This window comes from Microbacterium sp. P5_B6 (genome assembly GCF_056400345.1).
This window is the reverse complement of the sequence record NZ_JBFULL010000008.1, coordinates 88,647-114,400: the sequence shown is the minus strand read 5'-3', so window position 1 is coordinate 114,400 and position 25,754 is coordinate 88,647. Positions and strand designations below refer to the sequence as shown.

Here is a 25,754-nt window from a genome sequence, read left to right as displayed (position 1 = left end):
ACCCGGAGCACCCCCTTGCCTCATCCGACATCCCCGACCTTGAAGGAGGTGCCCCATGGCGATCGCCGCCCCCACCACGAGTGTCACGGCGGGCCCCCGCTCGAATGACGCGGTCGGCTCCCGCCGTCGGCCCCTCACACACCTGTTCCTGCTGTTCCCGGCCATCGCGATCCTGCTGTTCGGCATGGGCTACCCGGTCGTCTGGCAGGTCGTCACCTCGTTCCAGAAGTACGGCGCCATGCAGCAGCTCGGGGGCAAGGCACCCGAGTTCATCGGCCTCGACAACTACATCGCCGTCGCCACGAGCCCCACATTCTGGGCGGTGGCCATCAGGTCCGTCGTCTTCTGCGTCGTCACGGCGGTCCTCACCGTCGTGATCGGCATGCTGCTGGCCGTGCTCATGAGCAAGGTGCCCGCGGCGATCCGCATCACGCTCCAGGTCGCTCTCCTGCTCGCCTGGGCGATGCCGGTCGTCGCTGCCATGACCGTCTGGATCTGGCTCTTCGACCGCCGCCGCGGCGTCGTCAACTATCTCCTGAACATGATCCCCGGCGTCGACATGCACAACTTCAACTGGATCGGCGGTGATCCCACCATCTTCTTCGGAGTGGCATCCATCATCGTCATCTGGATGTCGGTGCCATTCGTCGCCTTCTCGTCCTACGCGGGCCTGACCCAGGTGTCCGACGAGGTCATCGAGGCCTCTGAGCTCGACGGCGCGACCGGATGGCAGCGCCTCCGCTACATCCTGCTTCCGATGGTGCGTCCCGTCATCATGATCGTGCTGCTGCTCAACCTCATCTGGGACCTCCGGGTGTTCACGCAGATCACGATGCTGCAGGATGCCGGACCCCAGGCGAGCGACTACGACCTGCTCGGCACCTACATCTACAAGCAGGGCGTCGCCGGGCTCAACTTCGGCCAGGGCGCCGCCATGGCGATCTTCGTGCTCGCCCTCACGATCCTGATCAGCTGGTTCTACATCCGGAGCCTGCTCAAGGAGGACCAGGCCTGATGTCCACGCAGACCGCCACCGTGCCGGGCACCGCGCAGCGCGCGACCGCCTCGGCCACGCCGATCCCCCCGCGCCGTCACGGCCTCGGCCGCCCCGCCACCTGGGGCTGGAGCATCCTGGCCATCGTCATCGCCATCGCCTGGGCCTTCCCGGTCTACTGGATGGTCAACTCCGCGCTCCTGCCGAAGTCGGCGCTCGAATCGTTCACGCCGACCTTCGTGCCGTTCGGCGGCTCGTTCGCGAACTTCCGTGCCGTCATCGATGAGAGCTTCTTCGCCGCACTGGGCATCAGCCTCAGCGTGACGCTCATCGCGGTGTTCTTCTGCCTCGTGTTCGCGTTCCTCGCCGCGATCGCCATCAGCCGTTTCAAGTTCGGCGGTCGAACGACCTTCATCATCGCGATCCTGCTCATCCAGATGCTTCCGGCCGAGGGCCTGTTCGTCGCGCAGTACAAGATGATGAGCGAACTCGGGCTGCTCAGCAACATCGCGGGCCTGAGCCTGCTCTACATCGCGGCGGTCGTGCCGTTCACGATCTGGATGCTCCGCGGCTTCGTGGCCGGCGTTCCCGCCGAGCTCGAGGAAGCGGCGATGATGGATGGCCTCAGTCGCACCCAGGCGTTCATCCGGATCACGCTGCCCCTGCTCGCCCCGGGGCTGGTCGCATCCGCCGTCTTCGCCTTCCTGCAGTGCTGGAACGAGTTCACCGTCGCCCTCGTGATCATGAGCGCCGACAGCGAGACGCTCCCGCTCTGGCTGCGCGGCTTCGTCCAGGCGAGCGCGACGCGCGCGATCGACTGGGGCCAGGTCATGGCCGCCTCGACGGTCGTCGCGGTGCCCGTGATCATCTTCTTCCTGATCGTCCAGGGCCGCATGACGAGCGGTCTCGTGTCCGGGGCGGTCAAGGGCTGATGCGCGCGCACGCTGCAGCCGCCTTCCGCACGGAGGCCGGCCGATGAAGGTCGGGCTGGATGTCGGGGGCACCAAGACCGATGCGGTCCTGGTCGACGCGCAGGGAGCCATTGCCGGGCGGATCCGCCTCGCGACCGGGTGGGGCGGCGACGAGATCGTCCGCACCGTGGTCGCCGCGGTCCACGCGGTGGCGGCGGAAGCCGGGACAGACCTCCGCTCGATCAGCTCTGTCGGAATCGGCACCCCAGGTCAGGTCGACGCCATCACGGGCCGCGTCGTGCACGCGGTGAACCTCGGCGTCGAGGAGCTCGAACTGGCGGCCGAGGTCGCCCCCAGGCTCGGAATCGCCGTGCGGGTCGAGAACGATGTGAAGGCCGCGGCGCTGGGAGCCAACGCCCTGCGGGTCAGCGCTCGCGGCCTCGATCTGCACCGCGGGTCGATGGCCTATCTTAACCTCGGCACCGGGGTTGCGGCCGGAGTCGTGGTGGACGGCGACCTCTGGCGCGGCGCGCGCGGAACAGCGGGCGAGGTGGGGCACATCTCGATCGACCCCGCGGGTCCGCTCTGCCGGTGCGGGCAGCACGGCTGCATCGAGGCGCTCGCCGGCGGCGGTGCCGTCGCGCAGCGATGGGGACGCCGCGGGCCGCTGCCGGTGCTCGACGTCTTCGACGCCGCGGATGCCGGCGACCAGAAGGCCCGGGAACTGCGCAGCGGCATAGCCCGGGGTGTGGCCGCGGCGATCCGCGTGCTCGTCCTCACCGGCGATGTCGATGTAGTCGTCCTCGGCGGCGGCCTGACGGCACTCGGCGACAGGCTGAAGGCGGACGTCTCCGCCGAGCTCAGGGCCAGCGCCGAGGCGTCGTCGTTCATGCGCTCGCTGAGGCTCGACGAACGCGTGGAGCTCCTGCCCTCGGGTTCGCCCGCCGCAGCGCTCGGAGCGGCCCTCATCGGCGCCGCCCGGGATCCCGAGCCCGAGGAGGCGCTCACCCATGGCTGAGATCGTCATCGTCCCGGATGCAGCGACCGCCGGCTCGCTCGTCGCCGACGAGATCGTCCGACTCATCCGCGGCAACCCCGAGACCGTGCTGGGACTCGCGACCGGTTCCACCCCGCTCCCCGTCTATGAGGCTCTGCCGGCGCGCCTGCGCGGAGTCGACGTGTCGCGCGTGCGCGGCTTCGCACTCGACGAGTACGTCGGCATCGACCCCGGGCATCCCGAGTCGTATCGGTCTGTCATCACGCGCGAGGTCGTCCAGCCCCTCGAGCTCGACCCGTCGCTGATCCGCACGCCGGACGGGTCGCCTGCGGGCATCGAGCACGCCGGCGCCGACTATGACGCCGCGATCACGGAGGCCGGCGGCATCGACCTGCAGCTCCTCGGCATCGGCACGGACGGCCACATCGGCTTCAACGAGCCGGGTTCGTCGTTCGCATCGCTCACTCGGGTGAAGACCCTCACGCAGCAGACGCGCGAGGACAACGCCCGGTTCTTCGACTCGATCGACGACGTGCCGAAGCACTGCATCACACAGGGGCTCGGCACGATACTGCGTGCCCGCCACCTGGTGCTGCTCGCATTCGGCGAGGGCAAGGCCGAGGCGGTCGCCGGCGCCGTCGAGGGTCCGGTGACGGCGTCCCTCCCCGGTTCGGCGATCCAGCTGCACCCGCACACGACCGTCGTCGTCGACGAGGCGGCAGCGTCGCGCCTGCGCTTCGCGGACTACTACCGCTACACCTACGACAGCAAGCCGGCCTGGGAGAGGCTGTAGACCGCGGCGACCACGCGCGCGCCCGAGGCGAGTGCGGTCAGTCCGCGAACACCTTGCCCGGATTCAGGATGCCGAGCGGGTCGAACAGCCGAGTGATCTGACGTTGCAGCTCCCACTGGTCCTCGCCGAGCTCGTCGATGAGCCAGCGGCGCTTGAGCACGCCGACGCCGTGCTCGCCTGTGAGGGTGCCGCCGAGGCGCAGGGCGGCACGGAAGAGGTCGTCTGCGGCATCCCACACCGCTGCCGGCACCTGGATCGTCCCGTCGGCGCCCACGACGCCGTCGAAGATGAAGTTCGGATGCAGGTTGCCGTCGCCCGCGTGGGCGACCGTCGGGATGACGATGCCGTGCTCGCGTTCGACCCGGGCGATCTCGTCGAACATCGCCGGCAGCGCGCTGCGCGGCACGGAGACGTCCTCGATGAGGGTCGACCCGAGCCGCTCCATCGCGGGGTGCATCGACCGGCGGATCGCCAGCAGACGCTCGCCCTCATCGCGGTCGTGGGTCACGGCCACCGTTCCGCCCGCCGCACCGAGGGTCGCCGCGATCGCGTCGGCCTCGACGTCGGCGGCAGGCCCGTCGGTCTGGATCGTCAGCTGCGCGGCCCCACGAGTCGGCGGGTCGAGCTGCAGCAGGTCGTGCACGGCGCGCAGGGACTCGGCATCCATCAGCTCCATGATCGCGGGCTGCACTCCCGAGGCGGTGACGGCCGAGGAGGCCTCGGCCGCTGCGCGCACGTCGGCGAAGGTCGCCGCGATCGTGCAGACAGAGCCGGGAACGAGGCGCCGGAGCTTCAGCGTCGCCCCGACGACGACGCCCAGCGTCCCCTCCGAGCCGATGACGAGCGACGTCAGATCCAGGCCCGTCACGCCCTTCACCGTTCGATGCCCGAGCGTGAGGAGCCGGCCGTCGGCGAGCACGAGGTCGACGCCGAGGACGGCATCCCGCACCACTCCGTACTTCGCGCAGAGGAGCCCACCGGCTCCGGTGGCGATGTTGCCTCCTACCGTCGAGATCGCGCGGCTCGCCGGGTCGGGGGCCCACCACAGACCGTGCTCGCCAAGTGCTGCGTTGAGGTCGGCATTCAGGATGCCGGGCTCGACGACGGCGAGAAGATCAGCGGGGCGCACCTCGATGATGCGGTCCATCCGTCGCACCGACAGCGCGATCTCTCCGCCGCCCGCGTTGGCTCCGCCCGCGAGACCGGTCCCTGCTCCTCGGGTCACGACCGGTGTGCGCGTCTCCGTCGCGATGCGGAGCGTCTGCTGGACATCTTCGACCGAGCGGGCGTGCACGACCGCTATGGGGAGACCCGCGGCCGCGTGCCCCGACTTGTCGGCGCGTGCCGCATGACGGGCCGCCTCGGACACATCGACCCGGTCGCCGAGCGCCTCCTGCAGGGCGCCGACGACGTCGCGCGCGGCATCCGTCACGCGAATCGGCGCCGCCCGGCGATGACGCCGACCGTCACCGCGACGATTCCGAAGCCGAGCCCGATCCACGGTGCGCCCATGCTCCACCACGCCATGGTCGCGGACACGAAGACGAGCAGCTCGACCAGCGCCCGGATGAAGGGGTGCACGGCCAGCACGGCGCGTGGAGAGACGAAGAGCGCCCACACCAGGATCGCCACGATAGGGGCAGCGATGCCGACGACGATGTTCCAGGGGAAGGGCCAGAAGACGAATCCCCAGATCGCGAGCGACGCGAACGCGAAGAGCCCGCACAGGAAGGCGAGGATGTCGATCGCCGAGAGGGGCGCGCGGGTGCCGGGCACGGGCTCGGCCGGCTTCGCGGGAAGGACATGGGGCGAATCGGACATGCCCCAAGTTTAGGCGGGGCCTCAGTCCTGCTTCTCGGGGGCGGCCGACTGCCCGGAGGTCGCGGCGCCCACCGTATCGTCGGCGGGAGAGGACTGCGCGACGGCAGACGAGGGGATGGCGGGCTTCGTCGGGGTGGTGGCGGTCTTGGACGGCCCTGTGGCCTTTACGGCGGTCTTGGTGGGAGTGATGCCGGCGGGCGCGCTCGCGGTCGTCTGCGTGCCGCTCTCCGTCGCTTCCGTCTCGTCGCTGCCCGTGGAGGAGCCGTTCACGGCGCTCCCGGCGGATGCGCCGTCGGCCGGCGCGCCGGAGTCCGCGTTCGAGCCTGCCGGTCGCTGCCCGTTCGCGCCTGCCGGTCCCTGCCCGTTCGAACTTCCCTGTCCCTGCCCGTTCGTGCTGCCCGGTCCCTGCCCGTTCGTGCTGCCCTGGCCTGGGGGGTCCTGGTTCGCGCTGCCGCTGCCCTGTCCCTGCCCGTTGCCCTGGTTTCCGCCGCTCGGCGCAGCCGGGGGCACCTCCGCGTGGGTGCCCTTCATGACGGCGAGAACCGCGGCGAGATCGGCGAGGTCGCTCAGACGCACGGTGAGCGGCTGCCCGGTCAGCTCGCCGACGCGATACCGCGCGTTCACCGTGGCATCATTCGTGACATGGCCGACCGACGGCTGGAAGGCGAGAGTCCCCGCCCCGGCGGCATCCAGCAGAGTGGTGGCTTTGATGCCCCCATTGACGAGCAGCTCGACCGTGCTGCCGGGGGCACCCGACACGGGCACGCTGAAGGTCGCCTCGGTGCCGGCGTAGTCGATCCAGGCAGTCCCGATCGAGGGGATGCCGGAGGGCATCGCCGTCGGGGGTGCACCGGCGTCGCCGGACTCTTCACTCGCGGGGCCGGCGCCCGGCAATGTGCCGGGGGCGGCATCCGCTGCGGAATCCGCCACGGTGTCGGCGTCAGCCGCGGCTTCCGCGATCATCAAGGCTGCGGACTCGGCGGCCCAGGACGAGGGTAGGAGATCGGGGGCGGCGATCGAGGCGGTCACGGCCCCGCCGACGATGAGGGCGGCGACGGCGGTGGCGCCGATCGCGGCGCCGACGCTCGAGAAGATTCCGCCCGCGGTGGCGACGGCAGCGACCGTTGCGGCGGTCCCCGCTCCCACGGCGCCGGTCGTGGCGAGGGTGCCGCCGGCGACGGCCGAAGCGCTCGCGGTGAGCGAGCTGCCCGCGGCGACGGAGCCGCCGGCAGCCGCGGAGCCCCCGGCCGCGACCGTGCCGCTCGCGGCCATCGAGCCGGCGCCGGTCCCGCCCGCTGCCGTCGAGCCCGCGCTGGTGCCACCGGCGACCGAGACCGTGACGCCGGAGCCGGTTGCTCCGGGCGCGATTCCCTGGCCGGCGGCCAGCGCGACCGCCGGAACGCCGCCGCCCTGGAGAGTCGCGAGGTAGGCGGCAGACCCGGTGATGCCGAGGGTGAGGGGAAGGAGCACGAGCGCCAGACGACTCGAGACCTCCTTCGCCTCTGCCGCGACGATCGTGCACCGGGTGCACTCGCCGAGGTGTGCCTCGACCTTGGCCTGGTCGCGCCGCGAGAGATTGGCCCGGGCATGAGCGCCGAGGCGCTCGACGGTCCACTGGCAGTCCGAGCCGTCCGCGAGGCTCTGCAAGTGGACCTGGATCCAGGCCTCGCGCAGCCCTTCTCGCGCGCGGAACGCCAGCTGCGCGACGGCGGTCGGCTTCATCCCGAGCAGGGGCGCGATCTCAGCCGGCTTCATCTGCTCGATCTCGGTGTACCAGAGCACCTCCTGCCACCGTGAAGGAAGACTGCGGAACGCCCGGTGCGTCAGGCCCCGATCGAGCGCCGACTCGGTCGCCTCCTCGCTGGTGGCGGGGTCCACGACGGCGTCCAGGTCTTCCATCGCCGTCTCGCGGCCCGATCGTCCCCACGCCGCCGCCGTGTTGCGGATGCTGGTGAACAGGTACGCCCGGAAGGAACCGGTCGGACCGCCACCCCGGAGGATCGACTGGTAGATGCGGGCGTACGCCTCTTGCACGAGGTCGTCGGGGTCGAGTCCGGACATGGACCGCGCGACGGCGATCCCCGACCGGTAGTGGCGGTACCAGAGTTCGCCGAACGCGCCCCGATCACCCGAACGGGTGCGCAGTACGAGGTCGGCGTCCGCCGCCTCGGGCGCTCCCACCGCGGCGTCCTCGCCCCCGTTGTCGATGCTCGTCATCGCTGTCCCCAGATCGTCCCGGGATCGCGGGCGGCGCCGTCGCCGCCCGATCTGCCGTGCCCCGTCTATTCTGCGGCCCGCGCGCCGTCCGCGCCAGCGTCGAGCAGACCCCGCGATTGCGGGGTCGCGAGAATCGGCCGCAAGAAACTTCGCCGTTTCGCGTCATAGATCGGCCGGGTCTCCGTCTCTTGGTCAGGAGACATTGCCCGCTCCAATCCCGGAGTATTTCCGCGGGCACGACGACACGGGGAACGGAACGCCCCGAGTCGCCGCGGAAGAGAGATTCCGGGAGAGGACTTCTCCTCCCCGGAACTCTCCCGGGAACCTGCGGCCGTTGCATCTTGGGGATGCAACGGCCGCACTGATTTCCGCCAGGTCCTCGCCGGTGGTGCGAGCGCCCGGCAGCGACCGACCCGCCGGGCGAGTCGGCTCAGGCCGGAGCGCCCTCGACCCACACAGCGCGAACATCCAGCTCCGCCGAGAGCAGCACCGCGTCTGCGAGCATGCCCGGCGCCAGGCTTCCCAAGTCGTCGACGCGCCCGATGGCATGGGCGGGGACACGGGTGAGCGCCGCCACGGCGTCGGCGAGGGCGACTCCGGAGGCCACGGCGCAGCGGAGCGCAGCATCCTGGGTCAGCGTCGACCCGGCGATCGCGCCGCCGCCCGCGAGCCGTGCGATCCCGTCCGTGACCTCGACGGAGAGCGATCCCAGGTCGTAGTGCCCGTCGGACGCTCCCGCGGCCGCCATCGCGTCCGTCACGAGCGCGATCCTGCCGGGGGCGGCCGCGAAGGCGATGCGCACCACGGCCGGGTCGAGGTGCACGCCGTCGGCGATGATCTCAAGCGTCACTCGATCATCGGCGGCGGCGGCTCCGACCGGCCCGGGGAGCCGGTGGTGCAGGGGCGGCATCGCGTTGAAGGCGTGGGTCAGGATCGTAGCGCCGGCATCGAACGCCGCCCGCGTCTGCGCGGCATCGGCCGCCGTGTGCCCGACCGCCGCGGCGGCGCCTGCGGCGACCACGGCGCGGATCGCGTCGAGTCCCCCCGGGAGCTCGGGAGCGAGGGTCACCTGGCGGATCGTCCCGCGACCGGCCGTGAGGAGTCGCTCGACGTCGGCCGCCTCGGGTCGGCGGAGGAGCGACGGGTCGTGCGCGCCCTTGTGGCCAGGGTCGAGGAAGGGACCTTCGAGGTGCGAGCCGAGGATGTCGGCATCCGTCGTCATGAGGCCGGCGATCTCGGCGATCTGCTGCTCGAGCGTCTCGAGCGAAGCGGTGACGAGCGAGATGACGGCTCGGGTCGTGCCGTGGGCTCGGTGCAGAGCCCGTGCGCCCCGGATGGCGTCCGATCCGTCGCCGTACGAGAAGCCGCCTCCGCCGTGACCGTGCAGATCGATGAAGCCAGGGGTCAGCAGCGCACCGCCGCCCGCCGCAGCAGTGCCGTCGACGACGGTCGCAGCATCCGGGACATCTCGCCACGAGGCCCCCGTGCCCGTCTCGGCGACGCGACCGCCCTCGAAGCGCACCCAGGCGTCGTCGATGATGCGACCGTCGTCGACGAGTCGCACCGAGTGGACGAGGGTCGTGTTCATTGCGGTGACCATGAGATCTCCTCCGAGGGGTGGAACCCGATGCCGAGGCTCGTCCAGAGCGGCCCGAGCCCGCCGACCCGCTCGCGGAAGGACGGCCAGGTGCGCAGGGCGCTCTTGCCGGTCGGGGGCGACCACGCCGCTTCTGCGGCCGCCGCGATGCGGGGGAACGCGAGCTCGTCGATGTCCCGGAGGTCCCGCACGGTCTCACTCCACATGGGAGCCTCGACCCCGAGGATGTCGGCCTCCTGCACCCCGGCGATGATCGCCGAGGGCTCCCACGAGTACGCGCGCTCGACGCTCGTCGGGCCGTTCGCCCACGTGAGCCCGAGCCGCGCGTCGGCGTCGTACTTCATGTCGAGATAGATCGCGTCGGCGGGGGAGAGGATCAACTGCGCGCCGTTGCGGACGAACCCGCGCGCCTGCTCGTCCATCCCGTCGGTCGGGGTCACGTAGCCCCAGTACTGGCCGATCGTGTCGGGATGCAGCCCCGCTGCGGCACCCGCTTCGTGAAACGCCACCGGCGTCTTGCCGAGGTCGGCGACGATCGTCGAGGCGCGTGCCATGAACGCCGCGAAATCCTCAGGGTCGGTGCCGAGGGCCTCATCGCCTCCGATGTGCAGGTACGGGCCTGGGGTCATCCCGGCGAGCTCGCCGAGGACGTCGGCCACGAAGTCGTAGGTCGCCTCGTCGCCGATCTTGAGTGACGAGAAACCGACCGCCAAGCCGCCGTAGGGCACCCCGGCGGTGGGGATGCCCCCGCCGTATGTCTGCGCGATCTCGGTGATGTGCGCGCTGAGGACGGGTGCCTCGGCGAGCTCGGGGTAGGCCAGCGCGACGGCGTGCGTGTGCCCCGGCATGTCGATCTCGGGTACGACGATCAGGTGACGGGATGCCGCGTGCGCGACGATCTCCCGGTAGTCCGCGGCGGTGTAGAAGCCGCCAGGGTCGCCGCCGACCGAGGATCCGGACCCCACCTCGGTGAGCCGCGGATGCGACCGCAGCTGGAGCCGCCACCCCTGGTCGTCGGTCAGGTGCAGGTGCAGCGCGTTGAACTTGAGGCCGGCCGCACGGTCGATGTAGGCCTTGACCGTCTCCACCGTCTGGAAATGCCGCGCGACGTCGAGCATCACCCCCCGGTACGCGAACCGAGGAGCATCGTCGATCGTCAGTGCGGGGATGCTCCACCCCTCGTCGTCTCGGGCGATCACCTGTCCGAGCGTCTGGACGCCGTAGAAGAGTCCGGCCGCGTCGGCTCCGGTGATGACGACGGATGCCTCGTCCGAGGCGAGCCGGTACGACTCCGCATTCCCCGCCGCGGTCGAAGGGTCGATCCGCAGTGCGATGACCCGATCGTGCGAAGCGGCGCCCTCGGCCAGCGCCAGACCCGTGCGCGCGGTGATGAGCTCCATGAGGGCGGCTGCGGCATCCGGTTCCCCTGTGACGGCGACGGACCCGGTGAGCGCGAAAGGCGCCGAGTCGACTGCCTGAAGCGAGGACGGCGCAGGGACGACGGGGGGAGCGGTCACAGTGTCTCCGTTCGGGTCGAGCGTGACGCGAGCGACCGTGTTTGTCAATCGATGTAAGGGGTCCTAACAAAAGGCGCGACCAGCCTACCAGCGGCGCATCGGCGCACGTGCGGCATCCGTTATGCTCGAGAAGTCGCGACTGGCGTTGAGGTGGGACACCACCGGGGAGCGACCGACAACGGCATTCGACCGCACGCCTGGGCCGATGTGACCACCCGCCGGGCTCCCCGCCGGGAAGCGAATCAAGCCGTCGTCAGGAGAGATCGCCATGACCGATCAGTACTTCAACGCCCCGCTCGCCGAGGTCGACCCCGAGATCGCCGAGGTCCTCGACCGCGAGCTCGACCGCCAGCGCGGGTACCTCGAGATGATCGCGTCCGAGAACTTCGTGCCCGTCTCGGTGCTGCAGTCGCAGGGCTCGGTGCTCACGAACAAGTACGCCGAGGGCTACCCCGGCCGTCGCTACTACGGCGGCTGCGAAGAGGTCGACGTCGCCGAGGAGCTGGCGATCGCGCGGGCCAAGGCGCTCTTCGGAGCGAACTTCGCGAACGTCCAGCCGCACTCGGGCGCCACAGCCAACGCGGCCGTGCTCCACGCCATCGCGCGCCCCGGCGACACGCTGCTCGGCCTCTCGCTCGATCAGGGCGGCCACCTCACGCACGGCATGAAGATCAACTTCTCGGGGCGCCTCTACAACATCGTCGCGTACGGCGTCGATCCCGAGACCTCGATCATCGACCTCGACGAGGTGCGCCGTCTCGCGCTCGAGCACAAGCCGAAGGTCATCATCGCGGGCTGGTCGGCCTACCCGCGTCAGCTCGACTTCGCGCGCTTCCGCGAGATCGCCGACGAGGTCGGCGCACTGCTGTGGGTCGACATGGCGCACTTCGCGGGGCTCGTGGCCGCCGGTGTGCACCCCTCGCCCGTTCCGCACGCGCACGTCGTGTCGTCGACGGTGCACAAGACCATCGGCGGTCCGCGCTCGGGCTTCATCCTCACCAACGACGAGGACATCGCGAAGAAGATCAACTCGGCCGTCTTCCCGGGGCAGCAGGGTGGTCCGCTCATGCACGTGATCGCCGCCAAGGCGACCGCGTTCAAGCTCGCGGCGACTCCCGAGTTCAAGGAGCGCCAGGAGCGCGTGCTCCGCGGTGCGCACATCATCGCCGAGCGCCTCTCGCAGTCCGACGTCGCCGACGCCGGGATCACGGTCCGGTCCGGCGGCACGGACGTGCACCTGATCCTCGTCGACCTGCGCAACGCCGCGATCGACGGCAAGCAGGCCGAGGACCTCCTCCACGAGATCCACATCACGGTCAACCGCAACGCCGTCCCGAACGACCCGCGCCCGCCGCTGGTGACCTCGGGCCTGCGCATCGGAACCCCGGCGCTCGCCACGCGCGGCTTCGGCGACGAGGAGTTCACCGAGGTCGGCGACATCATCGCGAAGGCCCTGCTTCCGGATGCCGATGTCGAGGCTCTCCGCGCGCGCGTCGCCGTTCTCGCCGACGCGTTCCCGCTGTACCCCGGCCTCACGCACTGACGGTCAGTTCGAGCGCGAGACAGGGGATCTCGCCGACGCGGTGGCGCACGACGCCCTGTCTCGGCACGGTCCCCTGTCTCGGCAAGAGTAAGGACGCAACATGACGGCACAGAAGCTCGACGGGCGCGCAGCCGCTGCGGAGATCAAGGACGAGCTGCGCGCTCGCGTGGACGCGCTGAAGGCGCGGGGGATCACGCCGGGCATCGCCACGGTCCTCGTGGGGGCCGACCCCGGCTCACAGCTCTACGTGGGCATGAAGCACCGGGAGTCCGAGGCCATCGGGATGAACTCGATCCAGCGGGAGCTGCCGGCCGACGCGACGCAGGCTGACGTCGAGGCCCTCATCGATGAGCTCAATGCCGACCCGGCGTGCCACGGGTACATCGTGCAGCTGCCGCTCCCGAAGCACCTCGACACCGACGCGATCCTCGAGCGCATCGACCCGGCGAAGGACGCCGACGGCCTGCATCCGACCAACCTCGGGCGACTGGTCCTCAACGTCAATGCGCCCATCACGACGCCGCTCCCGTGCACCCCACGGGGCGTCATCGAGCTGCTCGTGCGCAACGGCTACGACCTCGCGGGCAAGCACGTCGTCGTCGTCGGGCGCGGGGTCACGATCGGGCGCTCGATCGGGCTGCTCCTCACGCGGCGCGAGTACAACGCGACAGTCACGCTGACCCACACCGGCACGGCCGACCTGGGGCACCATCTCCGCGAGGCCGACGTCATCGTCGCCGCAGCGGGCGTCAAGCACATCGTGCAGGCCGCCGACGTGAAGCCGGGCGCCGCGGTGCTCGACGTCGGCGTCACGCGCGAGACGGATGCCGAGACCGGCAAGCACCGCGTGTTCGGCGACGTCCACCCTGACGTGGCCGAGGTCGCCGGGTTCCTGTCGCCGAACCCCGGCGGGGTCGGCCCGATGACCGTGGCGCTGCTGATGACGAACGTGGTCGAGGCCGCGGAGCGCCTCTAGCCACAGCCGCGTCGGAGAATCGCCGCGACGTCGGACGATTCGGCGCAGGATGGCCGACATCCGCCGGATTCTCCGACGCGGCGGCCTCCGTGCGGCGGTTCACCCAGCGCTCAGGCCGTGAAGCGCGCGAGGAACGCCCTCGTCCGCTCTTCTCGAGGGGCGCCGAAGACCTCGCCGGGCGGGCCCTGCTCGAGGATGCGGCCCGCATCGAGGAACACCACGCGGTCGGCGACATCGCGGGCGAATGCCATCTCGTGCGTCGCCATCACGATCGTCATGCCGTCGTCGGCGAGCGAGCGGACGAGGTCGAGCACTTCGCCGACGAGCTCCGGGTCGAGCGCCGAGGTGATCTCGTCGAGGAGCAGCAGATCGGGCGAGGTGGCTATCGCGCGGGCGATCGCCACGCGCTGCTGCTGGCCGCCGGACAGGCGGTCGGGGTGCGACTGCGCCTTGTCGGTCAGGCCGACGCGTTCGAGCAGGGCGAGGGCCGCGGCATCCGCTGATCGTCTTCCCTGTCTGTGGACGTGGCGCAGCGCGAGGGTGATGTTGGCGAGCACGGTGAGGTGCGGGAAGAGGTTGTACTGCTGGAAGACCACGCCGATGCGCGCGCGGACGGCGTCAGGATCGACGCGGGGGTCGCTGATGTCCTCGTCGCGCAGCCAGATGCGGCCGTCGTCGAGCGGCTCGAGCAGGTTCACGGTGCGGAGGAGAGTCGATTTGCCCGAGCCGCTCGCGCCGATGAGGGCGACCACCTCGCCCGCGCCCACCTCGAGGTCGATCCCGCGGAGGACGGCGTGGTCCTCGAACGACTTCCAGACGCCCTCGACGCGCAGCACCGCGGTCATACGATGCCGCCGACCTGCTCGCGGGCCCGCACGCGCGCCGTGTACCAGTCGGTGAGACGGATCGTGGGAATCGCGAGCAGCACGAAGAGCAGACCGGCCACGACGTAGGGGGTGAAGTTGAAGTGCGTGGCGGTCTCGATCTGGGCGGCGCGGACGGCGTCGACCGCGCCGAGCACCGAGATCAGGCCGACATCCTTCTGCAGGGCGACGAAGTCGTTCATGAGGGCGGGCGTGACTTTGCGGATCGCCTGCGGGACGACGATCAGCCGCATCGTCTTGGCGTGGCTGAGCCCGAGAGAGCGTGCGGCCTGCCGCTGCGACGGGTGCACCGCCTCGATGCCGGCACGGAACACCTCCGCGACGTACGCCGAGTATGTGAGCGTGAGGGCGACGACACCCCAGAAGGCGAACGGCAGCCGCACCGGGATGAGGCCGAGACCCGGGATGCCGAAGCCGACGAGGTACAGCACGATGATGAGCGGCAGGCCGCGGAACAGGTCGGTGTAGCCGGCGGCGAGAGCCCGCAACGGCAGCCATACCGGTCCGCGGAGGGTGCGCAGGGTGGCGATCAGCAGTCCGAAGAGGACGACCAGGACCGCTGAGATCGCGAGCACCTGAAGGTTGAGGAGGAAACCCTGCCAGATGCGGGGGAACGAGGCGACGGCGACGTCCCAGTTGAAGAACGACTGCTTGACCTGCTCCCATCCGGGAGTGCTGATGAGCGTCACCCACACCACGCCCGCGAGGACGAGGGTGGAGACGACGCTGACCGCGACAGACTTGGCGCCCTGTCTCTTGCGGAACGCGCGGCGCTCGATTTCGATGTCGCTGAGGGGCCGGACAGCCGGATCCAGGGGCGGGGCCAGGGTCATCGGGCCAGGCTAGCCGAGGCGATCGGGCGCCGACCGCAGCGGGGACGGCGCCCGTCGCTCACTTGAGGAGGGGGGCCGTGTCGTCGCCGCCGAGCCACTCCGCTGCGAGGTCGTCGAGCGTGCCGGCGTCGCGGAGGGCGTCCACCGCTTCGGTGACCTGCGCGGTGAGCGGCGAGTCCTTTGCGAGGACGAGGCCGAACTGGTCGCCCGTCGTCCCCGCGGGGTTGGGGAGCTGACCGACGATAACGCCGTCGCTGAGCTCGGCGCCGGCGATGTAGAACGCGGTCGGCAGATCGACGACGAGCGCATCGATCTGCCCGTTCTCGAGCGCGAGCTTGGCATCCTCGTTCGTGTTGAACGCCTGGGCCCCCTGGCTCGGCTGGATGGTCTGCTCGATCGCGGTGAAGCTCGTCGTGCCGGTCTGGGCTCCGATCAGCAGGTCCTTGAGGTCCGCGATCGATGCGGCGTCGGCTGCGGCGGAGGAGCCCGTCGTGATCACGACCTGGGTCGTCTCGTAGTAGGGCGAGCTGAAGTCGACCGACTGCTTGCGCTCGTCGCTGATCGAGAACTGCTGGAGATTGACGTCGAAGTCTTTCGGCCCCGGGGCGATCGCCTCGTCGAAGCCGGTGCGCACCCAGACCACATCGTCCCTCGAGAACCCGAGCTCATCCGCGACGGCGTACGCGACCGCGGCTTCGAAGCCCTCACCGCTCTCGGGCTTGTCGTCGATCACCCAGGGGTAGTACGCCGGCTCGCCGGTCGCGATCGTGATCTTGCCGGGCGTGACCCAGCCCTCGTCGTCACCGGATGCCGTCGAGTCGCCGCCCGTCCCGGACGCGCAGCCGGCGAGGAGGAGCGCCGCGGCGACGCTCGAGGCGATCAGGGCGGAGCGCAGGGAACGCGACATGGAGGCCTCCGGGGTCGGGTACGGGCGCCGTGCTGTCGGCGCCGACACCCATTTTTCCCGTCGGCAGTCGGCGCGGCGCATCGCGCGTCGGATTGTTACGGGATGCCGGGGCACACGCGGGCCCGCAGGTGCTGGTCAGCTGCCGCCGAGCTCGTCCAGCATGCGGCGCTGCTCCGGCGTCAGGCCGTCATAGGCGTCCGGCTTGGCGCCGGCGGGTGGAGGGGACACCGCGGGTCCGGCCGACGGTGCCGRCACCGGGGGAGCTCCGGCATCCGTCGATCGTCCGACCTTCGCCGACGCGCGGTCGTAGATGACCGCTGCCCGCTCGTGCAGACGGTCGTCGACGGCGTCGTAGATCGCCCACGCGATGAGGAGGAAGACCGGTGGCAGCAGGTAGCCGAACAGCCAGTTGTGGACCTGAACCCCGGAGAACCACACCACGAGGATCCACAGGACGAGTTCGACGGCGAAGACGAGCCCGATCCGCACCATCGTCTCGCCGGCCTTGCTGCGTCGGCTCGCCGACTTCGCCGTCATGTCTCCGAACCACTTCTGGATGAGCGGCTTCACCCAGATGGCGCCCGCGGTGAGGATCACGCTCGCCCACAGGACGCCCCATCCGACGTTCACCCCGGGAGTGAGCAGGCCGATCAGCAGCAGGACGGCGAGGTTGAACACATAGAGGGCCGCGAAGCGCACGATCCAGTTCTTCATGAGACAAGATTCCCACGCCCGGCGCCGGGTGGGCGACACCTGCCCTCGGGTGGTTTCAGACGGTGGCGGCCTCTCGCGAGCGGGTGACGGATGCTGCGGCATCCCGTTTTCCGAGCTTCGCCGTCTCGGTGATCCAGCCGCCCCGCTGCTCATCCTCGCTGAATCGCACGGGCGTGAAGCGCGTGACGCCGATCGTCTTCACGCCGCAGTACCCGAGGATCGGCCGCTGGAGGCTGGTCTCGGCCGCGTTGCGATAGACCAGGCGGTTCCAGAACCGGGGCGAGTCCATCGTCATCACGATGCGGGCGGTCCGGCCCGCGAGCAGCCGCTCCGACAGCGCGGACTTCGGGCGGTAGCGGAACGCGAAGCCCGAAAGGAACACGCGGTCGACGAACGCCTTCAGGGCGGCGGGGTACGTGCCCCACCACTGCGGGTGGAAGAAGACCAGGTGGTCGGCCCACTCCACGTCATCGATGTACCTCGCGACCTCGGGGTCGAGTGCGCGGTCGGCGGCGGTGCGCGGCATCCGCAGCTCGTCGCGACTCGTCGGGTGCGCGGGGATCGGGTCGTTCACGAGGTCGATGACGCGCACGTCGGCGCCTCCCGCACGTGCGGCGTCGGTGTACGAGCCGGCGAGCGCGTGGTTGAGGCTGCCGGCGATCGGAGTGCCGATGATGACGAGGATGCGAGGGTTCATTGGGGTATGCCTTTCTCGGTGACGAGTTCCATGAGTGTCTGGAGCTGCTGGTTGAGGCGCGCGACGTCGATGCCCTCGGCCCCGAGACGGGGGTCGGAGAACAGCGACGTGAACTGGTCGTCCAGCCCGGCGCCGGCGGTGATGACGAGCTGCAGCGCGCGCGGGGTCAGCGTGAGGAGCACGCGCCGGCCATGCCGGGGGTCGTCCGACGTCGTGATCCAGCCCTCGGCGACGAGGGAGGGCACGCGCTTGCTGACGGCGGCCTTCGTGACGAAGAGGCAGCGGGCCAGCGTCGTGATGTCGACCGGCTGCAGATCGGCCACCGCCGCGAGGAACTGGAACTGGCTGAACGTCACGCCGTGGGCGGTCTGCAGCATCTCGTCGGCGTAGCTGTCCATGAGCGACACCAGATGGTGCAGGGTGACGGTGATCCGATCGGACATGCCGATAGTCAACCTGTTGACACTCCAGATGTCAACAGGTTGACATTATTTCCTCAGGAGATCGAGACCAGCTGCGTGATGTCGTCGTTGGGAAGGCTGTCGGCGACCGCGCTGACGGTCACCTCGCGGAGGTCTGCTCGGCCCGACAGGACGTTGAGGAACGCCGTGTCGGCGGCATCCCGTCCTGTCGCGATGCGCAGGAGCGTCTGGCGAGGAGCGAGGGTTGTCGCGTCGACCACGCACCAGCGCCCATCGACCCACGCCTCCGCCACCGCGTGGAAGTCCATCGGCGAAAGCCCGGGCGCGTAGACCGCGGCGAGGCGAGCCGGGATGCCGAGCGCGCGCAGGAATGCGACGCTGAGGTGCGCGTAGTCGCGGCACACGCCCTGGCGGTTGAGCAGCGTGCGGACGGCGCCGTCGGTGGGCAGGGATGAGCCGGATACGTAGGCCAGCCGCGTGCCTACCCACGACGAGACAGAGCCGAGCAGCTCCTCGCTGCCCGTGATGCCGAGGAACTCCGCGCCCGCGGTGGCAGCAAGCGAGTCGGACTCGGAATAGCGGCTGGGCCGCGTGTAGACGAGCAGATCGGCATCGGTGACGCTCGGCGGCTCGCTCGCGCCGTTGACGCTCGCCGTGTACTCGACCACCAGTTGGCCGGTGCCGCTGTGGATGCGGTGAAGGCGGGTGCCGTGGGCGTCCGCGACCTCCTCCACGTCGACGGGCGCGCCGTCGAGGGTGGCGATGAACGATTCTTCTGCGGGAAGGTGCTGCTGTGCGACGGCGATCGCGAAGACCAGGTGCGCCGGTTCGGTGACGGTCAGGACGATGTGTGCGGAGACATCCCTCTTCATATCTCCACGATGGCATGCCCGTGGACCCGGAAGGGGGTCCTTGACAGCGTCGGCCTGGCTCCGAGGTATCAGTAGGACGAGCGGATGCCGCCATCCGACGGGCGGACGAACCGGTCGGCCAGCGCCTCGGAGCCACGTGCCAGCAGCGAGACGTCGGCCCCCACCGCGATGAAGTCGGCGCCCGCATCGAGGTAGGCCTGGGCCACCCCCGGGTCGAAGGCGTTGACCCCGACAGGCTTGCCCGCGGCGCGGACCGCGTCGAACGTGCGCCGCACCGCGTCCACGACATCGGGATGGGTCTGCGCGCCGAGGACACCCATCGAGGCGGCCAGGTCGCTCGGACCGATGAAGACGCCGTCGACGCCCTCCACCGCGGCGATCTCGGCGGCGGCATCGACGCCGGCGGCCGTCTCGATCTGCACGAACAGCGAGACATGGTCGTCCGCTCGGGCCAGGTAGTCGTCGACCCGGTTCCAGCGTCCCGACCTCGCGAGCGCCGAGCCGACGCCGCGCGTGCCGCGCGGCGGGTAGCGGACGGCGGCGACGGCGGCCGCGGCATCCGTCGCCGACGAGATCATGGGAACGAGGATGTTCTGCGCGCCCACGTCGAGCACCTGCTTGATCGTCACGACGTCGCCGATCGGGACCCGCACGACCGGCGCGACCGGGTACCCCGAGACCGCGTGCAGCTGGGCCAGCACGGACTCGAGGCCGTTGGGAGCGTGCTCCATGTCGATCAGCACCCAGTCCATGCCGGAGCCCGCGCAGATCTCCGCGACGAGCGCGCTCCCGCTGCAGACCCAGATGCCGGCGAGGGGGCGGTCGGCGTCTCGGAGGGCGTCGCGGAAGGTCGGGTTCAGCGGAAGCGGCATGTGATGACTCCCATCGGTCCGTAGTCGCAGCGGACGGTGTCGCCGCGCGCCACCCACATGGGCCGGGTGAATGACCCGGCGAGGATGATCTCGCCCGCCTCGAGCCTGGCACCGTGCTGGTGGAACTTGTTGGCGAGCCACGCGACACCGGTCGCCGGGTGATCGAGCACGCCCGCGGCGACGCCGGTCTCTTCGATCTCGTCGTTCCGGTAGAGGAGCGCCGGCACCCAGCGCAGGTCGATCTCGTCGGGGCGCTTGTGCACTGCGCCGAGCACCATGCCGCCGTACGCGGCGTTGTCGGCGATCGTGTCGACGATCGTGCGGCCCTCGAGCTCGATGTGCGAGTTGAGGATCTCGAGGGCGGGAACGGCGTAGTCGATCGCCGCGAGGGCGTCCTGCAGCGTGCAGCCGGGCCCCTCGAGCGCCGTCTTCAGCACGAACGCCAGCTCGACCTCGATGCGGACGTTGGAGAAGTGATCGACCGGGATGTCGGCCCCCGACTCGTACACGGTGTCGTCGAACATGACGCCGTAGTCCGGCTCGGTGATGCCGGTGGCCTGCTGCATCGCCTTGCTCGTCAGGCCGATCTTCCGACCGACGAGCCGGCGTCCGGCCGCGAGGTTCGCGTCGCGCCACACCCCCTGGATCGCGTACGAGTCCTCGACCGTCGCGTCGGGGTAGCGCGCCGTGATGCGCGGGATCACGCTGTGCGCCCGGTCGGCATCGGCGAGCTCGGCCGCGATGGCCGTGATCTGGTCTGGTGGCAGCATCCGTCGTCCTGTCTTGTCGGCCGTCTGCATAACTCCTTCGATCCTCGACCCTCTCGCAGTGGCGACGGCGTGCCGCGAACTACGAGGAGGATTTCGAAGGAGTTCTGCAGAAGAAGGTGATGTCAGAGCTGCGCGCCGAGCTTGTACTCGGGCATCGACGCCGCCCCTTCAGCCGGCCGGGTGTACGAGAACCCGTCCGCCCCGATCGTGACCGCCATCTCGCTCGAGTCGGTGCGTGCGACCACCGGCTGCGGGTTGCCGTCGAGGTCGAGGACGAGGGATGCCTCTGTGTACCACGACGGGACGACGGGGTTGCCCCACCAGTCGCGGCGCTGGTTGTCGTGCACGTCCCAGGTGACGACGGGGTTGTCGGGGTCGCCCGTGTAGTAGTCCTGCGTGTAGATCTCGACGCGGTGCCCGTCCGGGTCGCGGAGGTAGAGGTAGAAGGCGTTCGACACGCCGTGGCGGCCGGGGCCGCGCTCGATGGCGTCGGAGCGGCGGAGAGCTCCGAGCTTGTCGCAGATCGCCAGGATGTTGTGCTTCTCGTGGGTCGCGAAGGCGACGTGGTGCATGCGCGGGCCGTCACCGCCGGTCATCGCGGTGTCGTGCACGGTGGGCTTGCGGCGCATCCATGCCGCGTAGACGGTGCCCTCGTCGTCCTGGATGTCCTCGGTGACCCGGAACCCGAGATCCTGCATGAACGCGACGGCGCGGGGGACGTCGGGGGTCACCTGGTTGAAGTGGTCCAGGCGCACGAGCTCGCCGGGGGTGTGCAGGTCGTAGCGCCAGGAGAGCCGCTCGACGTGCTCGGTCTGGTGGAAGAACTCGTACGGGAATCCGAGCGGGTCGGTCACGCGGACGGAGTCGCCGATGCCCTTCGTGAAGCCCTCGGGACGGCGCTCGATGCGGCATCCGAGCTCCTCGTAGAAAGCGACCGCCTTATCGAGGTCCTCCGCCGCCCGCACCCGGTACGAGAACGCGGCGACCGCCGCGACCGGACCCTGGCGCAGCACGAGGTTGTGGTGGATGAACTCCTCGGTCGAGCGCAGGTAGATCGCCTCGCCGTCCTCTTCTGTGACGTACAGGCCCAGGACGTCGACGTAGAACTCGCGGGATGCCGCGAGGTCGGTGACCACGAGCTCCATGTACGCGCACCGCAGGATGTCGGGCGGGCTCGCCTGGGGCGTGGGCACCGGGTTGTCGGAGTGGATCGGCGCCTCCTGCGAGACGTAGAAGCCGGAGGAGGTGCGGGTCTTGTCGTGTGTCATTTCGCGTCCTTGCGTGTGTGGCTGTCTGGTCCTCGAGTGGTCGATACACGCCGAGCGGATGCTGTCGGGTCGGCGTGTCTTAGCGACTCGAGTGGGCTGGGGAAGTGGTCAGCGCGGGTCGGGGTCGTCGAGGTCGGTGACGTCGTGGTGCGCGGCCTTGCCGAACGTCGGGTTGTGGACCTCGCCGAGCGTGATGTGCACGGCCTGCTGGTCGGTGTAGAAGTCGATCGAGCGGTAGCCGCCCTCGTGCCCGAGTCCTGAGGCCTTCACCCCGCCGAACGGGGTGCGGAGGTCCCGGACGTTGTTCGAGTTGAGCCACACCATCCCCGCCTCGACCGCCTGCGAGAAGTTGTGCGCGCGCTTCAGGTCGTTCGTCCAGATGTAGGCGGCGAGGCCGTACTTGGTGTTGTTCGCCAGCGCCAGCGCCTCTTCGTCCGAGTCGAACGGGGTGATCGCGACGACGGGTCCGAAGATCTCTTCCTGGAAGATCCGCGCGTCGGGCGCGACATCCGCGAACACCGTGGGCTCGACGAAGTTGCCGGTCTCGAAGCCGGCGGGGCGTCCGCCTCCCGCGACGAGCCGGGCCTCGGACTTGCCGATCTCGATGTACGAGACGACCTTGTCGTAGTGCTCGGGATGCACGAGCGCGCCGACCTCGGTGGCGGGGTCGTGCGGGTAGCCGACGACCACGCGCTTCGCCTGCGCGGCGTAGCGCTCGACGAACTCGTCGTACACCTCGCGCTCCACGAGGATCCGCGAGCCCGCCGTGCAGCGCTCGCCGTTGAGGGAGAACACGCCGAAGATCGTCGCGTCGACCGCGGCGTCGAGGTCCGCGTCGGCGAACACCACGGCGGGGGACTTGCCCCCGAGCTCCATCGACAGGCCCTTGAGGAACGGGGCCGCGTTGCCGAAGATCAGCTGCCCAGTCGAGCTCTCGCCCGTGAACGAGATGAGGGGGACATCGGGATGCTTCACCAGCGCGTCTCCGGCATCCTCGCCGAGTCCGTTCACGAGGTTGAAGACGCCCTTCGGGAGTCCGGCCTCTTCGAAGATCCCCGCCCACAGCGACGCCGAGAGCGGAGTGAACTCCGCCGGCTTCAGCACGACCGTGTTGCCGGTGGCCAGGGCCGGGCCGAGCTTCCACGATTCGAGCATGAACGGCGTGTTCCACGGCGTGATGAGCCCGGCGACGCCGATGGGCTTGCGGTTGACGTAGTTGATCTGGCGGCCCGGCACCTTGTAGGTGTCGTCGGCCTGCGCCACGATCAGGTCGGCGAAGAACCGGAAGTTCTCGGCCGCGCGCCGGGCCTGGCCGAGCGCCTGCGTGATGGGAAGGCCGGAGTCGAAGCTCTCGAGCTCGGCGAGCCGGGCGTCGCGGGACTCCACGATGTCGGCGATGCGGTGGAGGACCCGCGAGCGCTCGCGGGGCAGCATCCGGGGCCACGGTCCTTCGGTGAAAGCTCGCCGGGCAGCCGCGACGGCCCTGTCGATGTCGGCCTTCTTGCCGGCCGCGGCCTGCAGGTAGACCTCGTTGGACACCGGGTCGAGGACGTCGAACGTGTCGCCGTCCGCCGAGTCGACGAATTCGCCGTCGATGTAGTGCTGGATGCGCGTGGGCAGGTCGTCGGGCACGTGTCGGGTGCCGAGAGCGGTGGCGGTGTCGGTCATGAGTCGTCCTGTCGTCAGTGGTGCGAAGTATCGGGATGCCGGGCGTCGAGGAACGCGTTCATCGTGCGCCAGCGGTGATTGCGCGCCGCCAGCTCGACCTCGAGCGGGTCGGCGCCGGAGCGGATGAGATCGAGGATCTCGGCGTGCTCGTCGACCGAGTGCTGCGCCCGCCCGGGGACGAACGCGAACGTCGTGTCGCGCAGGCCCGAGAGGCGCGACCAGCCGCGGTGCACGAGGTCGAGGAGGAGGGGGTTCGGGCACGGCTCGTAGAGCACGGAGTGGAACTGCTGGTTGAGCTCGGTGAACGCGTGCGGGTCGAAGTGGTCGAGCAGCGCGTGCATCCGGTCGTTCACAGCCGCTGCGCGGTCGAGGTCATGCCCCGTGAGCAGGGGCGCCGACAGCGCTGTCGCCGAGCCTTCGACGATGCCGAGCGTCTGCATCGTGTGGACGTACTCGGTCTCGTCGACCAGCGTCACGCGTGCCCCCACGTTGCGCTCGAAGGTCACCAGCCCCTCGGCCTCGAGCTGGCGCACGGCCTCGCGCACGGGCACGACGCTCATGTCGAGCTCGCCGGCGATCGTGCCGAGGACGAGCCGGTAGCCCGGCGTGTACTCGTGGCGCGCGATGCGCTCCTTGATCCACTGGTAGGCCCGCTGCGACTTGCTGAACTCCGTGCGCCCTGTGGGTGCGGGGGCCTCGACCCGGGTCATCGGCCCGCACCGCCGTCGATCGCTGCACTCTCGCGCGGGGGCGGGGCAGTCGGTGCCGCGCGCTCGCCGGAAACGTCAGCTGTCCGTTCCGCCTCGAACCGCGCGCGCCACTCGGCGTTCATCGGGAAGAGCCCCTCGACGGGATGCCCCTCCGCGACGCGATCGGCGATCCAGGCGTCTTCGTCCTCCTGGGCGAGCGCGGCGTCGACGACCTCCTCCGCGATCCCCGGCGGGATGACGATGACCCCGTCGGCGTCGCCGACGATGATGTCGCCGGGCTGGACGGTCGTGCCGCCGCAGCCGATCGTCACGTCGGAGTCCCACGGGACGTGCCGGCGCCCGAGGACCGCGGGGTGGGCGCCGTTCGAGAAGACGGGGATGCCGACGGATGCGACGGCCTCGGCATCCCGCACCCCTCCATCCGTGACGATCCCGGCCGCCCGACGGGCGTGGGCGCGGATCGCGAGGACATCCCCGAGCGTGCCCGAGCCGGCCTCGCCGCGCGCCTCGATGACGATGACCTCACCGGCGCCGACGGTGTCGAACGCGCGCTTCTGCGCGTTGTACCCGCCGCCGTGCGAGGCGAAGAGGTCTTCGCGGTTGGGCACGAAGCGGAGCGTCTTGGCGGTGCCCACGAGCTTGACGCCCGGCGTGAGGGCCCGGACGCCGTCGATCGTCACGTTGTCGAGCCCGCGCTTGCGCAGCTGGGCCGAGAGTCCCGCGACCGGGGTGCGCTCGAGCTTGGACCGCAGCTCCGCGCCCAGGGCAGGCGTTCCGCCCGAGGCAGGCTCTTCTGCGCCGGATCGGCCTGCGCCGGGCAGATCTCCTGTTTCCCGTAGGGGAGCGGATGCTTCGGGCAGGGGAGCGGATGCTTCGCGCAGGGGAGCGGATGCCTCAGCAAGGCCGGTCTCCGCCGGAAGCCCCGCGGCCTCCCTCGACCCCCACGCCTCGGCGCGCTGCACGTCGTCCACGGCGGGCAGCGAGCCGATTGCGGGGTCGAAGCCGGCATCCGCTGCCTCGACCACCCTGGTGACCAGCCGCCCCGAGCTCGGCCCGTTCGGCACGTCGACCTCGACCTCGACGACGTCACCGGGGACGACGACGGATGATCCGGCCGGGGTGCCCGTGAGGATCACGTCGCCCGGCTCGAGGGTGAAGTGCTGCGACAGATCGGCGACGAACTGGGCGAGCGGGAAGATGAGTCCCGCGGTGGTGTCGTCCTGCACGACCTCGCCGTTGACCCACGTGCGCAGCCGCAGGGTAGAGGGATCCACTGAGCGGGCGTCGATCAGCGAGGGGCCGATCGGCGTGAAGCCGTCGCCGCCCTTGGACCTCACGTTCGAGCCCTTGTCGTTCGCGCGCAGGTCGTACAGCCCGAAGTCGTTCGCGGCCGTCACCCACGCGACGTGGTTCCAGGCCTCGGCGAGCGAAACCCTGCGTGCTGCCGTGCCGATCACGAGGGCGATCTCACCCTCGAACGCGAGCAGCTCGGTGCCCGCCGGGCGGGCGATGGTGCCGCCGGATACGGCAACCGAACTGGACGGCTTGAAGAAGTACGACGGGTCGGAGGGCCTGCGACCGCGCTGGTCGGCGCGCGAGGCGTAGCTCAGGTGGACCGCGATGATCTTGCCGGGGCGGGCCGGGAGCCCTTCGAACCTGGGGTCCGCAGCATCCGTCTCAGTGGTCATGAGCTCCCTCGCTCTTGCGTCGTATCTCAAATCGTATATCATCGACGGATATCGGGCAACAGCGATTCTCGGCCCGACCCGGA

General features: G+C 70.2%; 24 protein-coding genes and 1 riboswitch. Of the genes, 6 read left to right on the top strand and 18 right to left on the bottom strand.

The genetic code is table 11. The features are described from left to right. The first annotated feature begins 55 nt into the window (after window positions 1–55). Genes AC1DP3_RS12870 through AC1DP3_RS12855 form a run of 4 tightly spaced genes read left to right on the top strand, consistent with a single transcriptional unit; the run spans window position 56 to window position 3,695 of the window. The gene (locus tag AC1DP3_RS12870; protein ID WP_477293856.1) at window positions 56–1,015 is read left to right on the top strand and encodes a carbohydrate ABC transporter permease; all 960 of its coding nucleotides are present in this window, start codon (window positions 56–58) and stop codon (window positions 1,013–1,015) included. Then, on the top strand, window positions 1,015–1,926 hold the full coding sequence (locus AC1DP3_RS12865; protein WP_477293854.1) for a carbohydrate ABC transporter permease: 912 nt from the start codon (window positions 1,015–1,017) through the stop codon (window positions 1,924–1,926). The genes AC1DP3_RS12870 and AC1DP3_RS12865 overlap by 1 nt, the downstream gene beginning before the upstream one ends. Before the next feature lie 43 nt (window positions 1,927–1,969). Then, a complete protein-coding gene (locus AC1DP3_RS12860; protein WP_477293852.1) occupies window positions 1,970–2,923 on the top strand; it encodes an ROK family protein in 954 nt (317 codons plus the stop codon). Next, a complete protein-coding gene (locus AC1DP3_RS12855; RefSeq protein WP_477293850.1) occupies window positions 2,916–3,695 on the top strand; it encodes a glucosamine-6-phosphate deaminase in 780 nt (259 codons plus the stop codon). Before AC1DP3_RS12860 ends, AC1DP3_RS12855 begins: the two co-directional genes overlap by 8 nt. Before the next feature lie 37 nt (window positions 3,696–3,732). On the opposite strand, the gene AC1DP3_RS12850 is transcribed toward AC1DP3_RS12855, so the two are convergent. From AC1DP3_RS12850 to AC1DP3_RS12830, 5 genes are all read right to left on the bottom strand, one after another. Further along, window positions 3,733–5,127, bottom strand: coding sequence for an FAD-binding oxidoreductase (locus AC1DP3_RS12850; protein ID WP_477293848.1), 1,395 nt, complete (start codon window positions 5,125–5,127; stop codon window positions 3,733–3,735). Then, the gene (locus AC1DP3_RS12845; protein WP_477293847.1) at window positions 5,124–5,516 is read right to left on the bottom strand and encodes a YrdB family protein; all 393 of its coding nucleotides are present in this window, start codon (window positions 5,514–5,516) and stop codon (window positions 5,124–5,126) included. Before AC1DP3_RS12845 ends, AC1DP3_RS12850 begins: the two co-directional genes overlap by 4 nt. 21 nt (window positions 5,517–5,537) lie before the next feature. Next, complete coding sequence (locus tag AC1DP3_RS12840; protein WP_477293845.1) at window positions 5,538–7,733, bottom strand: sigma-70 family RNA polymerase sigma factor; 2,196 nt, start codon at window positions 7,731–7,733, stop codon at window positions 5,538–5,540. A gap of 430 nt (window positions 7,734–8,163) precedes the next feature. Beyond that, window positions 8,164–9,333, bottom strand: a complete 1,170-nt coding sequence (gene nagA, locus AC1DP3_RS12835; RefSeq protein ID WP_477293843.1) for an N-acetylglucosamine-6-phosphate deacetylase — start codon at window positions 9,331–9,333, stop codon at window positions 8,164–8,166. Then, window positions 9,318–10,847 (bottom strand): beta-N-acetylhexosaminidase, encoded by a 1,530-nt coding sequence (locus AC1DP3_RS12830; protein ID WP_477293841.1) that lies wholly within the window; start codon window positions 10,845–10,847, stop codon window positions 9,318–9,320. Before AC1DP3_RS12830 ends, nagA begins: the two co-directional genes overlap by 16 nt. A gap of 125 nt (window positions 10,848–10,972) precedes the next feature. After that, a riboswitch (ZMP/ZTP riboswitch) is annotated at window positions 10,973–11,057 on the top strand. A 58-nt stretch (window positions 11,058–11,115) separates the two neighbouring features. On the opposite strand from AC1DP3_RS12830, the gene glyA reads away from it, so the two are divergent. Together glyA and AC1DP3_RS12820 are read left to right on the top strand one after the other, a co-directional pair. Next, a complete protein-coding gene (gene glyA, locus AC1DP3_RS12825) occupies window positions 11,116–12,390 on the top strand; it encodes a serine hydroxymethyltransferase (protein WP_477293839.1) in 1,275 nt (424 codons plus the stop codon). Window positions 12,391–12,490: 100 nt separating this feature from the next. After that, entirely contained in the window at window positions 12,491–13,366 is an 876-nt protein-coding gene (locus tag AC1DP3_RS12820) for a bifunctional methylenetetrahydrofolate dehydrogenase/methenyltetrahydrofolate cyclohydrolase (RefSeq protein WP_477293838.1), read from the top strand. A gap of 110 nt (window positions 13,367–13,476) precedes the next feature. On the opposite strand, the gene AC1DP3_RS12815 is transcribed toward AC1DP3_RS12820, so the two are convergent. The 13 genes from AC1DP3_RS12815 to AC1DP3_RS12755 form a co-directional block, all read right to left on the bottom strand. After that, complete coding sequence (locus AC1DP3_RS12815) at window positions 13,477–14,211, bottom strand: amino acid ABC transporter ATP-binding protein (RefSeq protein WP_477293836.1); 735 nt, start codon at window positions 14,209–14,211, stop codon at window positions 13,477–13,479. After that, a complete protein-coding gene (locus AC1DP3_RS12810; protein WP_477293834.1) occupies window positions 14,208–15,083 on the bottom strand; it encodes an amino acid ABC transporter permease in 876 nt (291 codons plus the stop codon). The genes AC1DP3_RS12815 and AC1DP3_RS12810 overlap by 4 nt, the downstream gene beginning before the upstream one ends. 58 nt (window positions 15,084–15,141) lie before the next feature. Next, window positions 15,142–15,990 carry an ABC transporter substrate-binding protein gene (locus tag AC1DP3_RS12805; RefSeq protein WP_477293832.1) on the bottom strand — a complete coding sequence of 283 codons (849 nt, stop codon included), beginning with the start codon at window positions 15,988–15,990 and terminating at the stop codon, window positions 15,142–15,144. A 135-nt stretch (window positions 15,991–16,125) separates the two neighbouring features. Beyond that, complete coding sequence (locus tag AC1DP3_RS12800; protein ID WP_477293830.1) at window positions 16,126–16,704, bottom strand: hypothetical protein; 579 nt, start codon at window positions 16,702–16,704, stop codon at window positions 16,126–16,128. Window positions 16,705–16,759: 55 nt separating this feature from the next. After that, window positions 16,760–17,401 (bottom strand): NAD(P)H-dependent oxidoreductase, encoded by a 642-nt coding sequence (locus AC1DP3_RS12795; RefSeq protein WP_477293829.1) that lies wholly within the window; start codon window positions 17,399–17,401, stop codon window positions 16,760–16,762. Next, on the bottom strand, window positions 17,398–17,844 hold the full coding sequence (locus AC1DP3_RS12790) for a MarR family winged helix-turn-helix transcriptional regulator (protein ID WP_477293827.1): 447 nt from the start codon (window positions 17,842–17,844) through the stop codon (window positions 17,398–17,400). Before AC1DP3_RS12790 ends, AC1DP3_RS12795 begins: the two co-directional genes overlap by 4 nt. A 53-nt stretch (window positions 17,845–17,897) precedes the next feature. Next, window positions 17,898–18,695 (bottom strand): transglutaminase-like domain-containing protein, encoded by a 798-nt coding sequence (locus AC1DP3_RS12785; protein WP_477293825.1) that lies wholly within the window; start codon window positions 18,693–18,695, stop codon window positions 17,898–17,900. Between the two features lie 68 nt (window positions 18,696–18,763). Then, window positions 18,764–19,567 (bottom strand): HpcH/HpaI aldolase family protein, encoded by an 804-nt coding sequence (locus tag AC1DP3_RS12780; RefSeq protein ID WP_477293823.1) that lies wholly within the window; start codon window positions 19,565–19,567, stop codon window positions 18,764–18,766. Beyond that, complete coding sequence (locus AC1DP3_RS12775) at window positions 19,552–20,337, bottom strand: 2-keto-4-pentenoate hydratase (protein WP_477293974.1); 786 nt, start codon at window positions 20,335–20,337, stop codon at window positions 19,552–19,554. The genes AC1DP3_RS12780 and AC1DP3_RS12775 overlap by 16 nt, the downstream gene beginning before the upstream one ends. Before the next feature lie 122 nt (window positions 20,338–20,459). Next, the gene (hpaD, locus tag AC1DP3_RS12770; protein WP_477293821.1) at window positions 20,460–21,605 is read right to left on the bottom strand and encodes a 3,4-dihydroxyphenylacetate 2,3-dioxygenase; all 1,146 of its coding nucleotides are present in this window, start codon (window positions 21,603–21,605) and stop codon (window positions 20,460–20,462) included. A gap of 108 nt (window positions 21,606–21,713) precedes the next feature. Then, window positions 21,714–23,273 carry a 5-carboxymethyl-2-hydroxymuconate semialdehyde dehydrogenase gene (gene hpaE, locus AC1DP3_RS12765; RefSeq protein WP_477293819.1) on the bottom strand — a complete coding sequence of 520 codons (1,560 nt, stop codon included), beginning with the start codon at window positions 23,271–23,273 and terminating at the stop codon, window positions 21,714–21,716. Window positions 23,274–23,287: 14 nt separating this feature from the next. After that, entirely contained in the window at window positions 23,288–23,983 is a 696-nt protein-coding gene (locus AC1DP3_RS12760; RefSeq protein ID WP_477293817.1) for a GntR family transcriptional regulator, read from the bottom strand. Then, entirely contained in the window at window positions 23,980–25,671 is a 1,692-nt protein-coding gene (locus tag AC1DP3_RS12755) for a fumarylacetoacetate hydrolase family protein (RefSeq protein ID WP_477293815.1), read from the bottom strand. The genes AC1DP3_RS12760 and AC1DP3_RS12755 overlap by 4 nt, the downstream gene beginning before the upstream one ends. Window positions 25,672–25,754 lie beyond the last annotated feature (83 nt).

Coding starts and splice junctions, on each gene's coding strand:
- AC1DP3_RS12815 (WP_477293836.1), bottom strand. CDS start 14,211: ATGACCGCGGTGCTGCGCGTCGAGGGCGTCTGGAAGTCGTTCGAGGAC.
- AC1DP3_RS12785 (WP_477293825.1), bottom strand. CDS start 18,695: ATGAAGAGGGATGTCTCCGCACACATCGTCCTGACCGTCACCGAACCG.
- AC1DP3_RS12840 (WP_477293845.1), bottom strand. CDS start 7,733: ATGACGAGCATCGACAACGGGGGCGAGGACGCCGCGGTGGGAGCGCCC.
- AC1DP3_RS12805 (WP_477293832.1), bottom strand. CDS start 15,990: ATGTCGCGTTCCCTGCGCTCCGCCCTGATCGCCTCGAGCGTCGCCGCG.
- AC1DP3_RS12795 (WP_477293829.1), bottom strand. CDS start 17,401: ATGAACCCTCGCATCCTCGTCATCATCGGCACTCCGATCGCCGGCAGC.
- nagA (WP_477293843.1), bottom strand. CDS start 9,333: ATGGTCACCGCAATGAACACGACCCTCGTCCACTCGGTGCGACTCGTC.
- hpaD (WP_477293821.1), bottom strand. CDS start 21,605: ATGACACACGACAAGACCCGCACCTCCTCCGGCTTCTACGTCTCGCAG.
- hpaE (WP_477293819.1), bottom strand. CDS start 23,273: ATGACCGACACCGCCACCGCTCTCGGCACCCGACACGTGCCCGACGAC.
- glyA (WP_477293839.1), top strand. CDS start 11,116: ATGACCGATCAGTACTTCAACGCCCCGCTCGCCGAGGTCGACCCCGAG.
- AC1DP3_RS12780 (WP_477293823.1), bottom strand. CDS start 19,567: ATGCCGCTTCCGCTGAACCCGACCTTCCGCGACGCCCTCCGAGACGCC.
- AC1DP3_RS12810 (WP_477293834.1), bottom strand. CDS start 15,083: ATGACCCTGGCCCCGCCCCTGGATCCGGCTGTCCGGCCCCTCAGCGAC.
- AC1DP3_RS12790 (WP_477293827.1), bottom strand. CDS start 17,844: ATGTCCGATCGGATCACCGTCACCCTGCACCATCTGGTGTCGCTCATG.
- AC1DP3_RS12820 (WP_477293838.1), top strand. CDS start 12,491: ATGACGGCACAGAAGCTCGACGGGCGCGCAGCCGCTGCGGAGATCAAG.
- AC1DP3_RS12775 (WP_477293974.1), bottom strand. CDS start 20,337: ATGCTGCCACCAGACCAGATCACGGCCATCGCGGCCGAGCTCGCCGAT.
- AC1DP3_RS12865 (WP_477293854.1), top strand. CDS start 1,015: ATGTCCACGCAGACCGCCACCGTGCCGGGCACCGCGCAGCGCGCGACC.
- AC1DP3_RS12855 (WP_477293850.1), top strand. CDS start 2,916: ATGGCTGAGATCGTCATCGTCCCGGATGCAGCGACCGCCGGCTCGCTC.
- AC1DP3_RS12755 (WP_477293815.1), bottom strand. CDS start 25,671: ATGACCACTGAGACGGATGCTGCGGACCCCAGGTTCGAAGGGCTCCCG.
- AC1DP3_RS12870 (WP_477293856.1), top strand. CDS start 56: ATGGCGATCGCCGCCCCCACCACGAGTGTCACGGCGGGCCCCCGCTCG.
- AC1DP3_RS12860 (WP_477293852.1), top strand. CDS start 1,970: ATGAAGGTCGGGCTGGATGTCGGGGGCACCAAGACCGATGCGGTCCTG.
- AC1DP3_RS12845 (WP_477293847.1), bottom strand. CDS start 5,516: ATGTCCGATTCGCCCCATGTCCTTCCCGCGAAGCCGGCCGAGCCCGTG.
- AC1DP3_RS12760 (WP_477293817.1), bottom strand. CDS start 23,983: ATGACCCGGGTCGAGGCCCCCGCACCCACAGGGCGCACGGAGTTCAGC.